The 20,733-nt window shown below is 70.5% G+C and carries 5 protein-coding genes (1 of these 5 cut by a window edge); 4 read left to right on the top strand and 1 reads right to left on the bottom strand.

Annotated features, from left to right (window positions below; all coding sequences use genetic code 11):
- Positions 1–81: 81 nt before the first annotated feature.
- Positions 82–4,179: a discoidin domain-containing protein gene (locus tag AC6I72_RS36250; protein WP_498005885.1), complete on the bottom strand. Its 4,098-nt coding sequence runs from the start codon at positions 4,177–4,179 to the stop codon at positions 82–84.
- Positions 4,180–5,009: 830 nt separating this feature from the next.
- Between AC6I72_RS36250 and AC6I72_RS36245 the strand changes: the two genes are divergently transcribed.
- The 4 genes from AC6I72_RS36245 to AC6I72_RS36230 form a co-directional block, all read left to right on the top strand.
- Positions 5,010–5,534, top strand: a complete 525-nt coding sequence (locus AC6I72_RS36245) for a cupin domain-containing protein (protein ID WP_498005884.1) — start codon at positions 5,010–5,012, stop codon at positions 5,532–5,534.
- 191 nt (positions 5,535–5,725) lie between these two features.
- Positions 5,726–6,490 carry an MBL fold metallo-hydrolase gene (locus AC6I72_RS36240; RefSeq protein ID WP_498005882.1) on the top strand — a complete coding sequence of 255 codons (765 nt, stop codon included), beginning with the start codon at positions 5,726–5,728 and terminating at the stop codon, positions 6,488–6,490.
- Between the two features lie 278 nt (positions 6,491–6,768).
- Entirely contained in the window at positions 6,769–7,389 is a 621-nt protein-coding gene (locus AC6I72_RS36235; protein WP_498005881.1) for a hypothetical protein, read from the top strand.
- Positions 7,390–7,661: 272 nt separating this feature from the next.
- Positions 7,662–20,733: the 5' portion of a hypothetical protein gene (locus tag AC6I72_RS36230; protein WP_498005879.1), read on the top strand. Its footprint extends 23,528 nt past the window's final position; the window shows 13,072 of its 36,600 coding nt (coding positions 1–13,072); it begins with the start codon at positions 7,662–7,664; its stop codon lies beyond the right edge, outside the window.

The raw sequence follows: 20,733 nt of genomic DNA, 5'->3' as shown, positions 1-20,733 counted from the left end.
ATGCTAGGGAACACATGACCGACGAACAAGGAGTCCGGCTCCTGACATGTGTCTTCCCGGCGGGCAGGACGGGGCGGCCGGTCAGACGCGGACGCCGACCGGCTGTGTGTTGTACCCCTCCGCGTGCAGCGTCCCGCGGCCCGACGGCAGTGCCCCCGCGGCCCAGGACAGGGTGACCGTCCGCGCCTCCCCGGGCAGCAGCCACAGGTAGTTGTCGCCGTAGAGCGTGGGCAGCACCCGGTCGCCGCCGTGGGCGTCCAGCAGGGACAGCCGGACCATCGCGGCGACGGCGGACCCCTGGTTGCGGACGGTGGCCGTCGCCTCGCGGCGGTCGCCGTCGCGGACGACGTGGGTGGCGGACACCGCCAGCCTGACCTGCTTGAGCCGGTTGAGCGCGCGCATCGCCTCCGGTGTGCGGTAGCGCCAGTAGGTGTTGCGCGACAGCGTCTCTCCCCCGGCGCTCCTCAGTGTGAGGCGCAGCAGGTGCAGGTCGGGCAGGTCGTCGGTGAAGACGGCGGTGAACGCCCGCGTGGTGGCGGCGGCCCGGACGTCGACACGTGTGCTGCGGGCCGGTCCGGTCCGGCGGCCGTCGAGGCCGTACGTCTCGGCCGTCACCGTGGCCCCGCGCAGCGCCGCCCGGGTGTGGTTGACCGCGATGACCTCGCCCTCGACCGGGTCCGCCTGGACGTGCAGCGGCTCGCAGGCGGTGCGGGCCCCGTAGTAGGCGCCGTTGACGTCGAAGTCGTAGTCGTAGGTCTGCCAGACGGTGCTGTGCCAGGCCGGGTGGGACATCCAGAGCATCAGGCCGCTGGCGTCGTCCCACAGGTGGGCGTTCCACGCCTCGAACATGGCGCGGAAGTTCTCGTAGTTGACGAACTGCGCCTTGGCCGTGAAGTCGTCCAGGTCGCGGGCGGTGCCCAGGCGGGCCTCGATGGCCGCCTTGTAGTTCTGCGGTGCCTGGTTCCCGTGCTCGCTCCAGTCGTGGTAGTACCAGGCGCCGCCGATGGGCCACTCGGGTTCGCCGCCGGTCATGCGGCGGGTGCTGGCGGCGGTGGAGACGACGGGCATGCCGATCTCGGTGTGGAAGCCGAAGTTCTTGCTGCCGTAGGTGGCGGGGTCGAAGTAGCGGGCGGGCTCGACCCAGCCGTAGGGGCCGCCGCCCGTGGCGATGCCGCCGGCGGAGTTGTTCTGGTAGAGGATGCCGGGCGCCCCCTGCTCGACGGCCTCGCGCATGCCCTGGTCGATCGCGGCGGGCGGGTTGCCCTCGTTGGCGCCGCACCACACGGCGACGCTCGGGTGGATGCGGTGGCGCAGGACGGTGTCGCGGGCGATGGCGTTGTAGGCGTCGTGGTCCGGCGGGTCCATGCCCCAGGCGTTGGGGAAGTCGTTCCACACCAGGATGCCGTGCGCGTCGCAGGCGGCGTAGAACTCCTCGCGGTTGCTGCTGCCGACCCAGTTGCGGATCATCGTGAAGTTCATGTCGCGGTGCATGCGCACCGCCGTGTCCATCCGGTCGGCGGGCATGCGGCGCAGCAGTTCGTCCCAGCCCCAGTTGCCGCCGCGCACCAGCACCCGCACGCCGTTGACGCTGATCTTCAGCGGTTCGGGTGTGTTGGAGACGGTGGTGACCTCGCTCCAGGTGTTCCCGTCGTCGGACACCTTGACGGTGTACGTCTTCGGGTACGCCTGCTCCCACAGGACCGCGACCCGGTCGAAGCGGCGGGCCGAGCCGAGGTCGACCTGGATCCACTGGTGGTCCTCGTAGGCGGAGGACCAGCGGGTGCCGGGGTTGCCGTCGGTGGCGTGCGCGGCCGGGTGGCCGTCCTCCTCGCTGGAGGCACTCGCCGTGCGGTGCAGGGCGAGGTCGGTGCCGGGCGCGGCGCTGTCGACGACGGCGAGCGACCACAGGGAGTTGCCCCAGCTGGTGTTGCGCAGCCCGCACTCCAGACGCAGGTAGCGGGCGGTGCGCGGGGCGAAGTCGGTGACCCGCAGGCTGGCGTCGCCGCTGTTGAAGGGGAGCGGCACCGCCGTGTTGTCCACGGACTCGGCGTCCGTCCAGTCGGTCCCGTCGTCGGAGACCTGCACGACGAACGTCCGCGCGTACGCCTGCTCCCACACCAGGCCGAGGCGGTCGAAGTCCTGGGACGAGCCGAGGTCGACGCGGATCCACTGGTCGTTCTGCCAGGCGGAGGCCCAGCGGGTGCCCGCGTCGCCGTCGGTGGCGTTGCCCGGGCCGTGGTCGTCCTGGTCCTGGCTGGAGGCGTCCGCGGGCGCGTGCAGGGCGAGGTCGGTGCCCGGCCGGGCGCTGTCGTACACCGACAGCGCCCACAGCGAGCTGCCCCAGTCGGTCGCCCGGGTCAGACAGCGGATCCGTACGTACCGGGCGTGCTGTGCGCCGAGGTCGACGGACTGCGTGCAGGCGTCGGCGGAGGGGGTGAAGGGCAGCGGGGTGTGGTGCTCGTAGCCGAACTGGCGGATGCCGAAGCGGGTGGTGCGCCGGTCGCTGAGGGTCCCGCCGGCCTCGGCGGTGAGGGTGAGGTCGTGCAGGACGGGTTCGCCCAGGCCGTTGGGCCACCACAGGCGGGGGTTCTTGATCCGCAGGCGGGAGTAGGCGTCCGGCGCGAAGGTGACGTCGACGCTCCTGCCCGCGGGGACGGTGACCGTACGCGAGACACGTATGCCGTCGAAGGCGGCGGTGACGGTGGTGCTGTGGTCGGCGGTGTCGGCGTTGCGGACCGGGACGGTGACGGTCACTTCGGCGGCCGACAGGTCGGGCAGGTCCGGCAGCACGGTGTCCACGCGGGGGTCGCCGATGACGAGGTGCCCGGTGGATCTGAGCCGCACGTGGTTCCAGATGCCCGCGCCGCGGTCCCGGACGGCGGGCATCCAGTCCCAGCCCGAGGAGGCCAGGTACGTCGGCGAGTTGCGGTTCATCTGGTCGGCGCCGGCGTCCACCCAGGCCGAGCCGTCGGGGCCCTTGTCACCGGGGCTGCCGGGGACCGGCATGGGGGTGATCTTCACCGCGAGCGCGTTGCGGCCGTCGGAGGAGAGGAGCCCGGTGACGTCGTGGGCACAGCGGGCGAAGGGGAAGGTGAGGGTGCCGGCCTGCCGGCCGTTGAGCCACATCTCCGCCTGGTGGTTGACGCCGTCGAACTCCAGCCAGACGTGCCGTCCGGCGCCGGTGCGCAGGCCTGCGGGCAGGTCGAAGTCGCGCCGGTACCACCAGGAGTGGCGGGACAGTGCCTCGGGGACGTGCAGGTTGTTCAGTCCGGCGACCGGGTCGGGCAGCTTGCCCTGGTCGACGAGGGAGCCCAGGACGGTGCCGGGCACGGTGGCGGGCAGCCAAGTGCTGGTGTCCACGCCGGACGTGGACAGGTGGGCGCCGTCGCCGCCGGCCCGGTCGTCCAGGGTGAGGGTCCAGCCGGATTCCAGGGGCACGGTGCCGTCGGCGGCGACGGCGAGCGGCGGGGCGGGGGTGTGGTGGGTGCCCCAGTCGGTCCAGCCGGTGACGGCGGGGCGCCTGCCGTGGACGGCGCCGTACACCTCGAAGCCGTTGACGCCCAGCGGGTTGGGGCTGGAGCGCCTGCGGGCCGTCATGCGCACCCAGCGGGCGGTGACGGGCCTCGGCAACTGGATGTCGACCCGGCCGCCGGTGCCCGCGGTGGTCCGGTACACGCTCGTCCAGGACGCACGGTCCCGGGAGGTCTCGACGACGAACTCCGTCGCGTAGCTCGACTGGATCTCCTTGCCGGTGGTGCCCTGGTGCGGGTTGCCGTCGCTCGGCGGGGTGAACACCGGGTCGCTCGCGTCGGCCTCGAAGGTCAGCCGGATCCAGTCGACCCGGCACTCCGCCTGGAGGTCGACCGAGATCCACTGCGGGTCGCCCGCCTCCGCGCGCCAGCCGGTGCCGCGCACCCCCTGTGCGCCGATGCCGTCCACCGCGAACTCGGCCGGGGTGGGCGCGTACGCCTGTGAGGAGACCTCGACCGGGCGGTACGCGGCGAGTTCACCGGAGGCGGGGGCGGAGGAGGCGGAGGCGGCCGGCTGCCCGGCGCGCTCGGCTCCGGCCGCGGCCGCCGGGAACACCGTGCCGAGGCTGAACCCGGCCAGCAGTGTCGAGCCGGTGGCCACGACGGTGCGCCGGGAGGGGCGGTGCGATGGACTCGCCTGGTCGGCCATGTGAGTCGTCCAATCACAGGGTGGGCGGGTGGCACGAGCGGCCTGGCGCGGGGCTGCCCCGCCCGGGTCTGACAACGTTGCCATAGGTGTGGCCATAGGCTGTGTCGAGGAGGTGCATCTGTCAAGAGCTGGGACGGCGCGGCCGGTTCACCGACGCTCGGGGCCTGGCGCGCTCGTTGCCGGAGCGTACGGGTGCGGGCGAGCCGTGCGGCGGTTCCGGAGCTGGCGGAACCGTGGGCGCCGCCGGCCGCGGTGCGCCGGCTTCACGACCGCGACGGCCGGTGCCGGACGAGGCCCGCCACCGGCCGCACCACAACCCGGGCAGCGGCGCCGGCCCCACCCGGGGCCAGATCCCCCCGGCCGATGGCGACCGGACCGCCGGGCGGGCCGGGGACCGCAAGGCTCCCGGACGCGGGGGCCGAGGGACCGCCGGGCGGGCCGGAGCCCGGGACCCCGGGAACTCAGGGACCCGCTGCCCGAGGGACCGCAGGGACCCGAGGCCCGGGAGAACTCAGGGACCCGCTGACCCGGGAAACGAGGGATCCCGCTAGGAGCGCTGCGGGCGCGCACCGCGTCCAGTGGAGGCGTGTGGCCGCCGCCAGGACCACGGATACGGCCGGGCACCCTCCGCCCTGTCCAGGAGGCACCCTGCCAGGTTTCTCCCGTGCCGAAAATATGTGTCGCCACGGCCGATCGGTCCCTGGGAAGTGTGCCCGGGGTATAGGGTCCCTGTGTCAACAGCGACTCGGTCCGGGCGCTCGCCCGCGCACACACCCTGCGCGCCGTCCGGACCTGGAGTCATCCTCACACCCAGTCAGGATCCCGTCCTCGTGAGCAACTTTCCCTCGCCGCCGCCGGTACCGCAGGACCGCCAGTTCGTCCTCGGGCAGCACCTGCGCATGTCCATCCTCACGTCCGCGGAGGAGACGGACGGCAGGCACGACCTCTCGGACATCGTCCTGCCCGCCGACGCGGGCACGCCGCTGCACCTGCACACGGGTTACGAGGAGCGGATCTGGGTCGTCGAGGGCAGTCTGACGGTGTGGGCCGGCCCCGACACGTTCACGCTGCGGTCCGGCGACTTCTACGCCATCCCGATGAACACCCCGCACACGATCAAGGCGGGCCCGGAGGGCGCACGGTCCCTCAACATCACCTCCCCGGCCGCGTTCGCGGAACTCATCCGCCGCAGCGGGACCCCGGCGCACCTGGCGACCTCCGAGACCGAATGGGACATGGGCCTGTTCCAGGCGGTCACCGAGGAACTCGGCGACATCATCCTCGGCCCGCCCGGGGCCGTCCCCGCGGACCTGGAGAAGAACCCGGCCGGACACGCCGGCCCCGACCGCGCATGACACACTCCGCATGCGGTGCTCGCGCTCGCTGAGCACCCGTGCGGCACGATCCGTGCCCGCCGCGAGGACCGCGGCGGGCACACGTCTCGGCCGCCGGGCTGCACGACGGGCCCTGTCCACCTGCCGGTTTCTCGCGGGGAGGGCCGAAGGACCGCATGCGGATCCGCCGGCCCCACCGAGGGAGGGAAGACATGCCGAAGGATCTGCGCGACGAGGACGTCGTGCACGTCGGTGACGAGGTGTACGCGGTCACCGGGAGCAACACCAACTGGGTGATCGTCAAGGAGGGGGACAGCTGCGTCCTGGTCGACTCCGGTTATCCCGGCGACCACGACGCCGTGCTGGCGTCGCTGGACAGGGTCGGACTGCGTCCGGAGTCGGTGGCCGCCGTCCTGGTGACGCACGCGCACAACGACCACATCGGAGCGGCCGAACGGCTCCGGGCAGCTCATGGCGTGCCCGTCCTGATGCACGAGGACGAGGTGCCGCACGCCCGCCGCGACTTCCTGGACCAGGTGTCCATCGGCCAGGTGCTCGCCCAGGCGTGGCGCCCGGGTGTGCTTCCGTGGGCCCTGCACGCGCTGCGGGCCGGCGGAACGGAGCACGTCCCGGTGGCCGGGCCCCTGGCGTTTCCCGCGCCGGGGCCGCTGGACCTGCCCGGCTCCCCGGTTCCCGTGCACACTCCGGGGCACACCAAGGGTCACTGCGCCTACCACCTGCCCCGCAGCGGCATCCTGATCAGCGGCGACGCACTGGTCACCGCGCACCCGACGTCGAGGACCTCCGGCCCCCAGCTGCTGCCCGACATGTTCCACACCGACCGTGCCTCCGCCGTGGGTGCCCTGACCACACTCGAAGGGGTGGAGGCGGATGTCGTCGTGCCGGGTCACGGCCCGGTGCACCGCGGATCCGTCAAGGAAGCCGCAGGTCAAGCGTACGAGCGCGCGCAGCGCTGAACGGTCGTGCCCCGCGCGGGGCACCGAGCGGCGCGATGCGGAGCCGACCGGGTTCCGGGACATCGTTCGGGGGAAAGTTTCTCCTGGAGGAGGTTTTCCGAATCGCAGGCGAGTACACCGGAGCGGCAACGGAACAGGGGCCGTTGTGCGGGACGGCACACCGGTTCACACAGTCGACACGTCGTCCGCCCGGTTTCCGTGGAGCGCACTCCTGAGCACAGGTCCCCCGGCGTGGGTACCATGCGCAACGTCATCCAAATACAAAGGAGTGAACGGTTGTGACCAGCCAATCAGCCGCCACCCTCCGATCGCGGTATGTCGAACAGGCCGCGTCGGACCTTGAGGAGAATCGCCGTCGGCAGCAGGAACTGGCCGAGAAGATCAAGATGTTGAAGCAGGAGGAAGGTCTCCTGGTCGACATCCTGACCCTCGCGGAGCGGTATGAGGCGTCGTCGGACCCGTCTCGCCTGCCCGAGCAGGCCCAGGGGGAGCCTGCTCTCACACCCGAGGAGTCCGGCAGCGGAGCCGTTCCTGGGACGGGCGCGCCGGCTCGCCGTACGGCGGCGACCCGCGGCACCCCCGCCGCACGCACCGGCCGCACCGCCCCGAGGACTGCCGCGAAGGGGAAGTCGCGTCAGCCTCTGCTCGGGGACCTCCTGCGGGAGCTGCTCGGCCAGTACGAGGAGCCGCGCCTGGCCAAGGAACTGCGCGACGAACTCCTGGAGAAGCACCCGGACCGCAACCCGACGCCGCAGGTGGTGCGCAACACCCTGGAAGCCCTGGTCGCCAAGGGCCGCATCCGGCGGCACAAGCAGCAGCGGTCGGTGATGTACTCCCTGGTCGAACCGGTGGAGGGGCAGGACGCGGCCGCGGACGGCGCCGGCGCCTCCCGCGGCTGACCCCCTGCCCGCGCTCGTCAGGGCGTGTCCCGGCGCCCGGTCCTCCCGCGCCAGGACACGCCCTTTGTCGTTCCTCCGGACACATGTCCGCCGCCCGTGGACACCGCGGCTCCCGGTGTGGCTCGATCCATGCGCCTGCCCGCCGTGAACTTTTCCGCCGCGAGAATCGTGTGAGGTGAAGAGGGTGCTTACCCTCCACGGCACAGGCGCTGTGGACGCGATCACGCGACGGCCTGTTCCGTCGGCTGATGTGTGCTTGCGGGTGGTTTTCGGTGGCTGTGGACCCGGTGGTCAATGGTCTGGTGATCGCGCTGTCGGGGATGTCGATCCCCGAGGGCTCCGCCGAGCGGGTGCGGGCGGAGATCGTGGTCCCGCACCTGGAGCTCGCACGCTTCCTGACCGGTCTGGAGGGCGCGCTGGGGGACATCACCGGTGCCACGGTCAAGGGGGCGCAGGGTGAGGCGATGCAGGCGTACGCGCAGGCGGTCTCGCAGCTCACCTCGGGGGACGGCTCCGACTATGTGAAGGGGTTGAAGGACACCGCGCTGCAGCTGGCGGACGCCGGCAACGAGTTCGCCTACCAGCTCGACTACACGAACATGATGATCGTGGAGCAGGTGGTCCTGTTCTTCGCGGAGCTGGCTCTCATCGCCGTCCTGGAGGTCTTCAACCCGATCCAGGCGGCGTTCGAGAAACTGGCTCTGGACACGTTCTTCAGAGAGCTGTTCACGACGGAGCTGACGCAGTTCCTGGCCCGCACCGCGGCGCAGACCGCGTCCATCATGACGATGAACGTCGTGCTCGCCGCGGCCCTGGACGGTCTGACCCGGTGGGTTTTGGCGGCGCAGGGCAAGCACACCGCCCACGGGGACGAGTACCGTGACCAGTCGCTGAAGTTCGGCGCCATCCAGGGCGCGGTGTCCTCGCTGGTGCCGTTCGTGATGGGACCGATCGGCAAGGGCATCGGGAAGCTGCCCTTCTTCGGGCCGAAGGCGGTCAAGAACATCCAGCAGATCATCGGGGAGAGCCTGCACGGTCCCACCGCGACCCCGGCACGCAGTGGCGGCAAGACGGCCGCCGCGGGCGGCGACAGCGCCCTTGTGGGCGGGGGAAAGGCGGCCCTGGGCGGACAGAAGGCGGCCGTCGGCGGGGGGAAGGCGGCCCTGGGCGGGAAGCAGGCCCTCCTCGGTCCTGCGAAGTCCTTCGACGAGAAGGCGCTGCGCGAGTTGTGGAACGATCCGCTCAACCGCGAGCTGGTGAGCGGCAACTGGTTCGGGCGCGAGATCGGGCGTCTGACGGTCCCGATGGCCGTGCGCCTGCAGAACGAGGTGGTGGGGCGCGCGGGGCGGCAGACGTTCCGCAACGCGGTGGGGGACCAGTTCGCGCGGGCCTTCGGCGAGCGGCTGGGCTGGCGCCAGGCGCGGGAGGCGGGCCGGCTGTGGGCGGACACCTTCATGGCGCACGCGGGCCGCGGTCCCAAGGCGCTGGGCCGGGAGCTGGAGGGCACGCTGCACTGGATGCCGTCCGGCATGGGCGGCGTGCGCAACGCGCTCTCGCACGAACTGGCCGGGGCGCTGCCGTCGTCGTCGTGGATGAAGTTCGTACGGGCCTTCCCGGAGGCCGGGCTCCAGGCCGGTGCGATGAACCTGTCGGAGGGCTTCTTCAACCTGAACGAGCAGGGCAAGTTCACCACCTCCTGGATGACCACCGCCGGCGGTGCGGGCGCCGCGTTCGGCAGCGCGGTCGGCCACATCGGCGCGGCCAAGCTCGGCCACTGGATCAAGGGCCGCCTCGGCTTCGACCTCCCCCAGCACAAACCCTCCCTCACCGGCCTCGACCTCACGCAGATCAACACCACACCCAGCGGGGACGGGCCCGCCGGGGGCGGCGGCGCTCTGCCCGGTGACGGCGGCTCCCCGCAGGGCGGCTCCACCCCGGCCCCGTCCTACCGGAGCACCCCCCGCCCCGGCGAAACCACCCTGCCGCCGGGAAACATGCTGCCCACCACCGGCCAGAACACCACCACGCCCCTGTCCCCGGCCCCCCAGTTCCCCCGGTCGGGTCAGGTCCGCCTGGACATCCCCGAGCGGCTCACCGTCGGCCACACCACGCCCGACCCGGCACGGACGAGCGGCGACCGGCCGTCGTCCTTCTCCCCCGCCCCGCGCCTGGCCACCGAGTCCGGCGCCGGCCGCCCTCCGCTCGGGACCGGTCAGCGGGCCCGGCTGGAAGAGTCGCTGCACCGCTGGCAGGCGCCCGAGGAACTGACCCGCCACGACACCGACGACGCCGACCGGGCACGCCTGATCCTGGAGCGCCCCGCGGCCGCCTTCCAGGCGATGCAGCACCTGCGGCAGCTCGCCGGCGAAGCGGGCATCACACCGGCTGAACAGCGCCGGCTGCTGGCCGGCGCCGACCGAGCGGTGGCCCGCCGCGACTGGCCGCAGGCAGCCGCCGGTCTCACCGCCTTCCGCGACCACATACGAACCACCCTCGACACCGGCCCCGCCGCCCCCCACACACCCGCATCCGGCACACCCACCCCGGAGCCCGCCGCCGGCACACACACCACGGCGGCACCCGACCACCCCATCCGCACCCACAGCCAGGACAGCCAGGCACACGTGCCGTCCGCCCCCGGCGCTCCCTCCGGGGCCGAGCACGGCACCGCGCCGGGCACGACGTCCTCCGGCACGACGTCCTCCGTCACGGACACGACGGCCACCGTCCTCACCGGTGGCACCGTCCGTCCGGCGGAGACGGGGACCGTGGCGCCGGAACCGGGGACCGCGGCAGGTACCGGCGGGGGAACCGATCCCGCGGGGGGCGAGACCGGCTCCGTCCGCACGGACGACACGTCCACCGGCCCGTCCGACGACGTCCGGCACCAGCCGGCCGGCAGCGCGTCCGGCCCCGCCCTGTTCCCGACCGCCTCCGAGGACCCCACGACCGGACCGCTCCCCGGCGCTGCCCAGTCCCAGGAGACGCTGGTGGACGGGGATGCGCCGGCTCCCCCCGCGCCGGCGGCCCTGACCTCCCAGGAGACCCTGGTGGACCCGGCGGCGGAGAGCGGGCTGCCTCGCGGCCTCGAGTGGGCCGCAGGCGACTCGGCCGCCTCCGGTGCGAAGGTGTTCGATTCCCAGGCCGCCGTCGGCGGCGACGAGGTGGCGGCCCGGCAGGCGGACGTACGGGCGGGCACGATCGCCGACCGGGCCGGGGGCGAGGCCGACGGCGTGCGCCGGCAGGTGACGGCGGGCCTGGCGGAACTGGCCCGGCGCGCCGCTCCCGGCGGAGACCTGCACGAGCGCCCCGCGGACGTGGTGGACGCGGGCGGCGAGCTGCTGCGCGGTGCCCGCCGGGCGGAGCGGGAACGGCTCGACGGGCTGTGGCAGGAGTTCCGTACGGCGCGGGACGCCGATCTGCACGAGCAGCTGGCCAGGAACGACCTGTTCGACGAGGCGGAGATCTTCGACGGGGACGCGCTGCGGGAGCAGACCCGCGGGGCGGTGGACTCCCTGCGCGGGACCCGGTTCGAGGAGTTCCTCGGCGCCCGGACGCTGCTGGGCGAGCAGCGCGAGGACAGCGGTGCGCAGGAGACCGCGCACGAGGTGGCGGCCGTGCGGGTGGAGGAGTCGTTCCGCCGGCAGCTGGCCGACGCCCACACCCGGCTGCGGGTCCGGCTGGCCCAGCGGCTGGGCACCGACCCGCGCGAGGTGGTGGTGACGGAGACGGAGTGGCGGGCGGTCACCGAGGAGCTGCGCACGCACCTGGGCTGGCACGCGGTCCAGCTCGCCGAGACCGTGCGGTGGGCCGACGCCTTCCACGCGGACTTCCGCCAGGCCGTGGCCGACGCCGGCACCCAGGCGGGCCGGGAGGGGGCGGGCGCCCCGCACGACGGGGCCGACCCGGACGAGGGCCGCCTGTTCGTGGGCTCCCACCGGTTCTGGGAGGCACTCGGCGAAGGGGAACCGCACACGGTCCCCCGGACGATGACCGAGCTGCGCGACCGCATGATGCTGCGCCACGTGCGCGCCCTCCAGGACCACTTCGCCAGGGAACTGGACGCGATCACCGACCGCGCGGTGGACAAGGCCGCCGGCTGGGACCCGGACGCGACGGACGGTCTGCACGTCAACGACACCGGCCGCGGCGGCGAACGCGCCGAGCCGGACTGGCACGTCCTGGAGAACACCTACCACCGGCTGCTCGCCGACGTCCGGCCCGCCGTCTCCCGGCTGAACGTACGTACCCGGTGGGCGCGCCAGGGCCTGGAGGCCTTCGAACGCGCCCTGGACGGCCCCGCCCTGTCCGGCGCGCAGGACCTTCCGGAGCACACACGGCGCCTGCTGCGCGACGAACTCGACCGGGACCTGCACACCGCCTTCGAACGGGACGGCGAGGGACCTTCGGCGTCCCCGGCCGGTACGAACGACCGGTTCGCCCGGCTCACGACGTCCTACACCAGCCCCGAGGAGCTGCGCGCGCGCCTGGACTACACCGCCTACCGCCAGGCCCGCCTGGACGAGCAGAACGCCGTCCTGACCGAAGCGCTCGCCGAGCACTTCGACGGTCTGCGCAGCGGCCTGGCCCTGAGCGACGAGATGGAGCGGCGGCTGCGTTCCCAGTGGGAGCGAGCGGTGGACCAGGCCGTCGCCGACCACTGGTTCGGACACCTGGGCCACCGTGACTTCCGCGCCGCCGCCCTGCACCTGGCCGACGCCCCGGCGTCCGGGGGCGCCCGCCCCCAGCGCGCCCCCGAGAACCGTCCCTGGCACGAGTCGGCCGCCTATCTCAACGCCACGCTGGTCTCCCGGATCCAGCACGAGCACGAGCTGACGGAGGCCGCCGCCGGCGCCGCCCGCGACTTCCACGCCCTCCTGTCCGGCCACCACCGTGACCACCCCGGTCACACCCTCGACGACGCCACCCGGGAACGGCTCGCCGACGACTTCCGCGAGAAGACCCTCACCGCCTACGACACCATCTGGGCCCAGGTCGACCACGACATCACCGCCTGGCTCGCCCACGACAAGGACAACGAAGACACCTTCACCACCACCGTCACCGCCCTGGAGGCCGCAGGCACCGCCGCGGAGGCCGCCACTCCGTCCCCCTCGCCCCGCCCCGCTCCCGGCGACGGGACCCCGGCCTCCCAGCCGGCCGGACAGCCCGGCCCCCGGCCTGTCGACGGCCTCGTCACCGAATCGCCGGGACACGTGGGTCCGGGCACCACGTCGGACGCGGGCACCGCCGAGGACCAGGTCACCGCCCCGACGACGGCCACCGCCCCCTCGCCCTCCCCGGCACCCGAGCCCGCTCCCGCGCCCGAGCCCGCGCCGGAACGGGACACCGCCGGCGCGGTGCCGGCCGACGGCAGCACCGTTCGCGGACCGGAAGACGAACAGGAAGGCGTCCAGCTCCAGGAGCAGCTGCCGCGCCCCGCCGGCACCCAGGACACGGAGCACCGGACGGCTCCGCCGACTCCCGTACCCTCCCGTCCCGCCCGGTCCTACGCGCCGCCGCCGGTGCGTCGCGGACCGCTCACCCCCGGCCCCCTCTTCGACGCGCGCCGCGTCCACACCGAGACCGGGCACGAACGCACCGAACTGGAGATCCGCGTCGCGTTCACCGGCGACGCGGCCGGGACCCACGCCGCCACCGTGCTGGACCAGGCCCGCGCGGGCATCGCGCGGCGCTTCAACCACCACCCGGACCAGCGCTATGTCGCGCTGCGCCAGGTCACCCCGGACGAGCGCCCACACCTCACGCTCGACCTCACCGACACGAGCCACCCGCAGGACGGCGCGGGCATGCGCCTCCTCCAGGCCCCCCAGCCCTCCGCCTGGCCGGTGGACGCCACCCCCGCCGACTACGCCGACCTCATCGGCCGGCACACCCACCTGCACACGTCCGGCTTCGACCGGGACGTGCTCGCCCCCCTCCTCAGCCGGCCCTACACGATCCACACACATGTCAGCGAGGGCGCCCTATCCCACGCGCACGTCCATGTCAAGGTCGCGCGTCCCCGGTACGACGCGCGCCTGGGCGACTGGGCCGCCGAACGCTGGGCAGCCCCCAACTGGTCCCGCCTCGACGACATCGAGACGGACATCAGCCGCGCCTTCTCCGCCTACCTCAACGGCGCCGGTGCGATCGCGGGCCGGGTGCCCGTCGTCGTCACCGCGGAACTCATCGACGCGGAACACGTGCTCCCGGGCGAGCCCGCCTTCCACCTCACGGACCTCGTACGGGGCGCGCTCACCCCGGACCACGGCCCCCTCCGGGATCTGCTGACGACACTGGCCGGGATCGACGCGGCGCACGACGTCGGCGACTCCCACACGATCGCCGAGACCGCCTCTTGGAGCGACAGCTCAACGTTGGCCGCAACGCAGAGCGAGGAGAATTTCTCCGGAAAGAGCTCTGAAAATCCTGTCACGGATATTCACGCCTGGCTCAGGAGTCTTTCCGAACAACAAGGGGAGCCACCTGTTCCGACAGAGGTGGCAGGCGCCCAGGATGTCGTCGTCAACATGTTCCATGGGGCATCGCAGCCCGGCGCCGGCACGCCGCAGCAATCGACGTATCTGCCGCCTGGTTACGCGGCTCTCTCGCCCCGCCTGAGCGGTCACATCCGACGGGAGCCGCTCCCGATCCAGGTCCCCTACGACCAGAATCACCCTTTCTACTTCTTGGCGGCTCACCCCAGGACTCAAGACGGCTCGCTCTCCCGTCAGGCGGTGCAGTTCCACCAGGAGAACAGCAGGCAGGCGTTTCAGTACTTCATCGGCGCAGCCATGCAGAATGCCGGCGTATTTGTGCACGACCACATCCGGGACGCAGAACTCGAACCTCACGTCATCCAGTACCCTGAGATCAGTCACTATCTGAATCGCAGCGACAAGCGTGTCCCGCAGCATGGAAACGGAAACAGCACCGAGCAGCTCCGGGCGTGGAAGCTGACACATGAGGGTGTGAGGATGCATCTCCACCTTCCTCGCGACTCCCGGTCCCGCACGGGGGACGTCATGGTCGACCACCCCGAGTTCGCCGGTCGCATCGAAAAGATGCTGACAGCTGCGACCATCCTCCGGAGAAGCGGATTCCAGCTTCCCTCCCGGGTCAACATCTACATGCCCAGATATCATCGCATTCTCGATATCAGGCGGGTTCACCACGGCGGAAGGCCCTCGCTCAGCATCGTCCCACGTGACGCGGCACCGGTACTTTCGGGCAGTCTCGCCAGTTTCTTCGCACCCGACGTGATCTTCGTCAGTGCGATGGCTGCCGCTCAATATGTCCCGAACCAGGTGAATCCCTCCGGGACAGGGGTGAGCGGCGTCAACGATCTCATGGAGGATCACGCACTCGGCACCGCACTCCATGAGTGGATGCACTTCTTGTCGTTCAAGTCCGACCAGACGACTTATGCGGACATCACCAACACGGTCTTCACCCATCCGGCAGTTGTCCAGGCAGCGGCCCAAGTGAGCGAGTACGCGGCGAACAACCCCTTTGAGTTCGTCGCGGAGTACGGGCTGGCCAAGATCCTGGGCCGAGGTTTCGATGCGGAGACCACCAGGGTCCTCGACGACCTCTACCGGACGCTCGGTGGCGCGGTGCCCGTCGGAGGTTTCCGGCCTCTCGACGGGCCGACCCTGACACAGGGACAGGTGAATTATCTCTACCCGCTCGTGCGGGATCACCTCTCCCTTCTGGGCATACGCCGAGACCCGAAAGCCCTCACGCTGGACATCATGCGTGCGCAGTCCGCCCTGTCGCATTTCGACCAGTGGCGGCTCCTGGGAGAGCGGGCTCCACGAATCGCTTCCCTGCTGGCACAGTCACCATGGCGTCATCAGCCGAATGTGCAGATCCGTATGGCACACGCGGAAAGTGCCATGGAAACGGGCCTCACCAACACGCTCAACAACACCGACCTCGTCGGAAATCTCAGCCCCGAACACGTCGAGTCCCTGCGCACGGCTCTCGCGTCGCGAAGCCGTGGCGGCGTCGGAACGCCCTCGGCCGACGAGCCCGACTCCGTGCAGTTCGGCTCCGTGTTCGGCGCCGACTCCCAGGACGCTCCCACGGCGACCACTCCGGGGCCGGTCCGCCGGACCCCCGCGCCGTTCAACTGGGAAGCCGTCTCCCCCTTGGAGACGGAGCCGCGGCCCGCTGCTCCCGACTCGGCTCTGACGCCCCGGCCCGTACATGACACACCCCGGCGGAACACCGGTGGCCTCACCGTGGACACCGGCAGCGGATTCGGCACCGACTGGGGCGGATGGAAACCGCCGTCGGACGACTACTCCGAGGGCATGGGCGGCATCACCGCGGAGAACATGGCCCGGTTCCGCCGGCTGAGCAGCGATCTGCACATCGCCTACGCCATCCGGGAGGTCAACGAGTTCGCCGCCCTCCGCCTCGAGGAAGGCGCACTGCCCAAACCGCTCCAGATCAAGTCGAAGTCGATCTCTGCCTATGACCTCTTCCTGGAGCACGAGGAAGTCGATGCAGCCACCGGTGAAATCGTACGGTCGCGTTTCAAGAAGAAACACCTCGGCCTGACCGGCTTCTACTACTCGATGCTCCCCGACATTTCGCATCACTCGCCCGAACTCCAGGACGCGATCAGAAAGCATCACGACAAGCGCAACGAGGAGTTCGCGCAGTTCCGCGAGCACATGGAGGAGATCGCCGAGGATTTCCCCGTCATCAACGGCATCGTCCACGGGTACGACAAGGAGCGGGCTCTCCGCCCCATCGCGAGCGACATCGATCTGCTCGACATCTACAAACCGACCGGCTCACCGCTCACACCCAGAACATACGAACATGTTCTGAGCGAGACGATGAACACAGTTCCCGAGGTCCAGCACGGGGCGCACCGTCAGTGGGAGACAAATGATCCCAAGGAAGTAGCGATCCGCGACAAGATCGACGGTCCGATCAACGAGGGGAGAGAGAAAGTCATCGTCGTCTTTCCCCATCAGAAACCCGTCTACAAGAACCACTACACCCGCAAGAACTCCGTGCAGTGGTTCTCCTCGGACGGCTCCGCCTCCCCGACGGAACATGCTCCTCTCGTAGAGGAACCCCTGGCACAGGGGCCGGGACGCGACGCCGTCGCCCCCGTCCGCCACCGGGTGCTGGACGCCGACGGCCTGGAGAGGGCGGCGCGCGCCGCGATCCGGACCGCGTACGAGCAGCGGACGTCGCCTGCCCGGGAGGATGTCCTCGAACCGGAGCGGTCGACCCAGTCCCCCTACGACATGTCGGTGCAGGAATGCCTGACGCTGCTGCACGAGCTGAGGGCCGGCCTCTTCCCGCGCGGTATCAGGCCGTCGGGCACCGTCGACGACTCCGTGCTCGGCGTCCGGCCGCAGGAGAGCCCCCTGGCCCTCGGGCCGGGGTGGCAGGCGGTCGACTCCTGGGAGTCGGTGGCGGCCAGGGTCGGCCGCGCACCGGGCACCACCGCGTTCGTCCTGAACCGGCACCTGGCCGGCGCCGGGCACGCCTGGGCCGCCTACGCCCTGGCGCCCGAGCACCCGGAGAGCGCCCCTCGGGTCGTCTGGGTCGACCTGACGACTCCTCAGCGGCTCGTCTCGGAGGACCTGCCGCGGTGGATCCCCGTGGAGGCGCGCGCGCTCTTCGTCGACCCGTCGGGTCAGGTGCTGCCACCCCACCGGGAGCCCGGCTCAGCCTCCCTCGCGGAGGCCCTGACCGACCCCGCGTCCAACCATCAGTACGGGGCTGTCGGGCCGGAGGTCGAGGACCAGCACCCCCTCCAGATCGCCCCCGGGGTCCATCTTCCGGGCGACACCAAACTGGCGGAGTACGTCGGTCCCCCGACGTCCCACGCGGGACCCGGTGTGATCATCGCGGCGGACTACGGCTACTTCTTCAGGGCCGGCGACGGCCGACTCTACAGTTCTGAAGAGAAGGCCCTGCGCGCCACTCCTGGCGTCCGGCCTGAACCGGCGACGCTCCCCATTCTCGAGATCGTACTGCCGCCGTTGGCCGCGCTTCCCGGTGATCACGGGCGGATGAGCATCGATGACGGCTTGAGGATGAACAGCTGGATCCGCTCACTGCTCGGACGCGCCGACGCGGAGAACAGGCCGATATCCCTGCGGGAGCTGTTGAACCACCCGGACTGGCGTCTCCACCCGGATGCCGCTTCCGTCTTCGTACTCCCGTCGACCGAAGGGGCCCATCACCCCGCATACACCCAGCTCACCGTCGGTCTTCCCGCAGAAGGCATGATCTCGACGCTGGAGTTGGCCGCGGAAGAATACAACCTCCTTTCCCAGAACGCTTACGCCTTCCGCTCCGCCAAGGACTTCGCCGATGAGGTCGCCGGGCACTATGCGCAACATCTCGGGCTGAGCCGCCGCGCAGCGAGCGAGGAACTTCCTTTCCTTTCCGGGCTGCCTGGAATGGACGGTCTGCGTGGTCACCTGTGGCTCCTCTCCAGTCACGTCGCCGCTGGTCCGCTGCAGTCGCGATTCTTCAAGAATGACCTGGTCAAGAACCTTCTCCCCGCAGCACTGCGCACACCGGTGAACGAAGTTCTCAACTCCCTAGACCTGACCGCCCAGGTCTTCCTGTGGCAGAACTTCGACCTCCTGCGCAACGGATTCGAGCAGCACCTCCAGGCCACGGTAGCCGAGTATCGGCGCGTTTATTCGGGCAATTCACAGGACGACGCGCAGGACATCCTCAGCCAGTACCTGGACTGGGGATCGACGCATGAGGACTACTTCCGAACCGGAATACTGGGAGCACCCTCCCGCGGAGGTCCGGTCTCCCAGTTCGGCTCCGTGGGCATGCACGACCAAGCCCTGGACAGCAACAACGGAAATATTCGCTTCCCCCTGGTCCTCCTGGAACTCCGGCACCTGAAGCACCCGGACCATCTCCTCGACAACGACCAGATGGCCCATGTCGTCCACCGGATGGCAGACATATCCCGTCAGTCGTACAGGCAAGTCGAACAGAACCAGTACGCCCCGCTCACGCCGCAACAGGCCGAGCACGTCCTCCGCCATCCCCTCGTGACATCCCTGGTCACCGTCGCCAGGGCGATCAACAAACTCCACCCGTATCCGGACCGCCCGCTCCAGCCGTTGATCTCGAACGTCGAGTGGAACGAACTCGCGGGGCTCACCGCCCGGTATGTCGCCCAGGGCGGAGGACTGCCCTCCTCGGTGCCGCGCCGGCTGCAGCAGCTGCACGAACGCGTCCGTTCCCTCCTCGACCGGCCCCAGCCGTCCGCCACCCCCGTTCCGCCCGAGGTGCGAGCGCGTCTTCAGCAGGCGCTCCCCCTGATCGCTGCGGCATGGACCGCCGCGCATCATCACTCCCGCACGAGGCAGAGCCCCGTCACCGTCATGGCCTCGCGCATCGACCAGGGCCCGCAGAGGGAGGTACTCGAACGGGAACTGAGGCGAGAGGACATCTCCCCCGGGGAACGGGACCGGATCCAACAGGTTCTCGACACTCATGGACGGCCGTCGGGAGATTCCGACCAGAAGGCACCTGACCAGCCCGAGAAGCAGGAGCACCAGAGCGGAACCAAGAAAAAGAAGAAGGGCAAGGCCAAGAACGCGAACTCATCGGCCCCGGCTGCCGCGACCCAGTCCGCCGCCGCACCGGCCCAGCCCGCACGGCCGGCCGAGAACGAGATCCCCAGCACCACTCTGGCCGAGATCCAGGAGGCGTTCAGGGTATTCACGAACGTTCCGGTCCCTTTCCGGAACGAGATGGAGAGAGCGGCTCTCGGCATCATCCGGAAGCAAGCAAAGCCCGACAGCGTCGAATTCACCCACCTATTGTCGACGATCGCCCATATCATCAATCACGCGAGCAGGAACCAAGGTACCGGATTCCGGCCCGAGGTTTTTCTCGAATCACCTCCCATCATGTACTCGCTCGCTCGCCGCGGGCGGTTCCTGTGGCCGATCGTGGGCAGCGAGCCCGCCCTCGTACGCGTACTCGAGAACGCTCCCAACGTGCTGCATTCCCTGGAGCAGGTGCCAGAAGGATGGCACACCGCCCAGGAGAACGGCTATCGCGACCTCGTACGCGTCCTCCTGCGCGATGACGTGACATCAAGGCTCGAGTCCGACCCCACGATCCGCGAGTTCGCTTTCCCCACCATCACTCACCCTCCTCGGCTGCTGGCACGTACGGGCGGAAATATCGACGTCCTTTCCGCTCTCGTTCAGGTCGCCGACCACATCAGCGTGATGGCTCATCTGGTCAACGACTCCAGGGAATTCACCGATGTGCTGATGAGCCTGGACGACCCCGTCGAACGCATCTGGCAGCTGCACCAGGTGACGGCTGTTCCGGCAGCACTGCACTCGGTGATGGCACGCTTCCCCGAGAGGGCGACCCCCGAACTCTTCCGCGCGGTCCTCGCCGGAATCGACGGCCAGTACGTCGACGAGAAACTCGCGCACCACCCGCGTCAACTCGTTCTGGCGCTGTCGGACATCAGAATTCTCAGGACCGTCATGACGGACCCTTCAGCTCTCACCCAGCTGAAGAACCTCGACCCTGACTCGCGTCTGACAGACGTGCTCGAAGATCTCCCGGACCTCGCACTGCGGCTGCTTTCCGACCCCAGCCGTATCACGGTGGCGGCGCGCAACCCGCAGGTGGCCGTCGCGCTGTCCCACGATCCGCACCGCTACGACGACGTCGCCGACGAAGACCTGCCGGCCCGGCTCGCCGCCACCGTCGCCCCTGCTCTGGAACCGGCGAAGACCGCACTGACGAAGGTGCTCAGGGAGAACGCCGGACAGTTGCGCTCCACCGCTCTGCGCCCGCTGATGACAGCGGTGCAGCAGCTCCAGCCCGACCCGACCGATCCCACACCCCTGTGGCCTCACCATCTGCGCCGCATCCTCAACCGCCCGCTGGGCGACCTCAGGCTGCCCGCGGACGGCTTCCAGGCCGCGTTCGCCCTCAAGAACGCCGCCCGCAACGAAATGGCGGCCTACGCGTATCGCGGCACCCATCTGTACGCGTTCCAACACCATATGATCGCCCTGGAGACGAACAGAACGCGCGCGGCCGCCTACAACAGCCCCGCCGTCAACTACTGGATCTCCATCAGTTCGAACTTCCTCGACCGCGTGGAGCTGATCGACGCGAAACCCTGGTGGGCCGCGGCCGCCCGCTTCACCCCCACCATCGCCATCCCCATGCCTGCCGACTTCTTCAGACTCCTGACCGCCGGGGAATCAGGACTGATCAAGCTGCTGTACCGCCACCCGAACATCTGGTCCAGCATTGTGGACAGATTCGCCGATTACGTGAGAAACATAGCTT

The sequence above is a fragment of the Streptomyces sp. Xyl84 genome, assembly GCF_059731885.1.
Note: the sequence above shows the minus strand (reverse complement) of the source record. Positions and strands in the feature narration are given on the sequence as shown.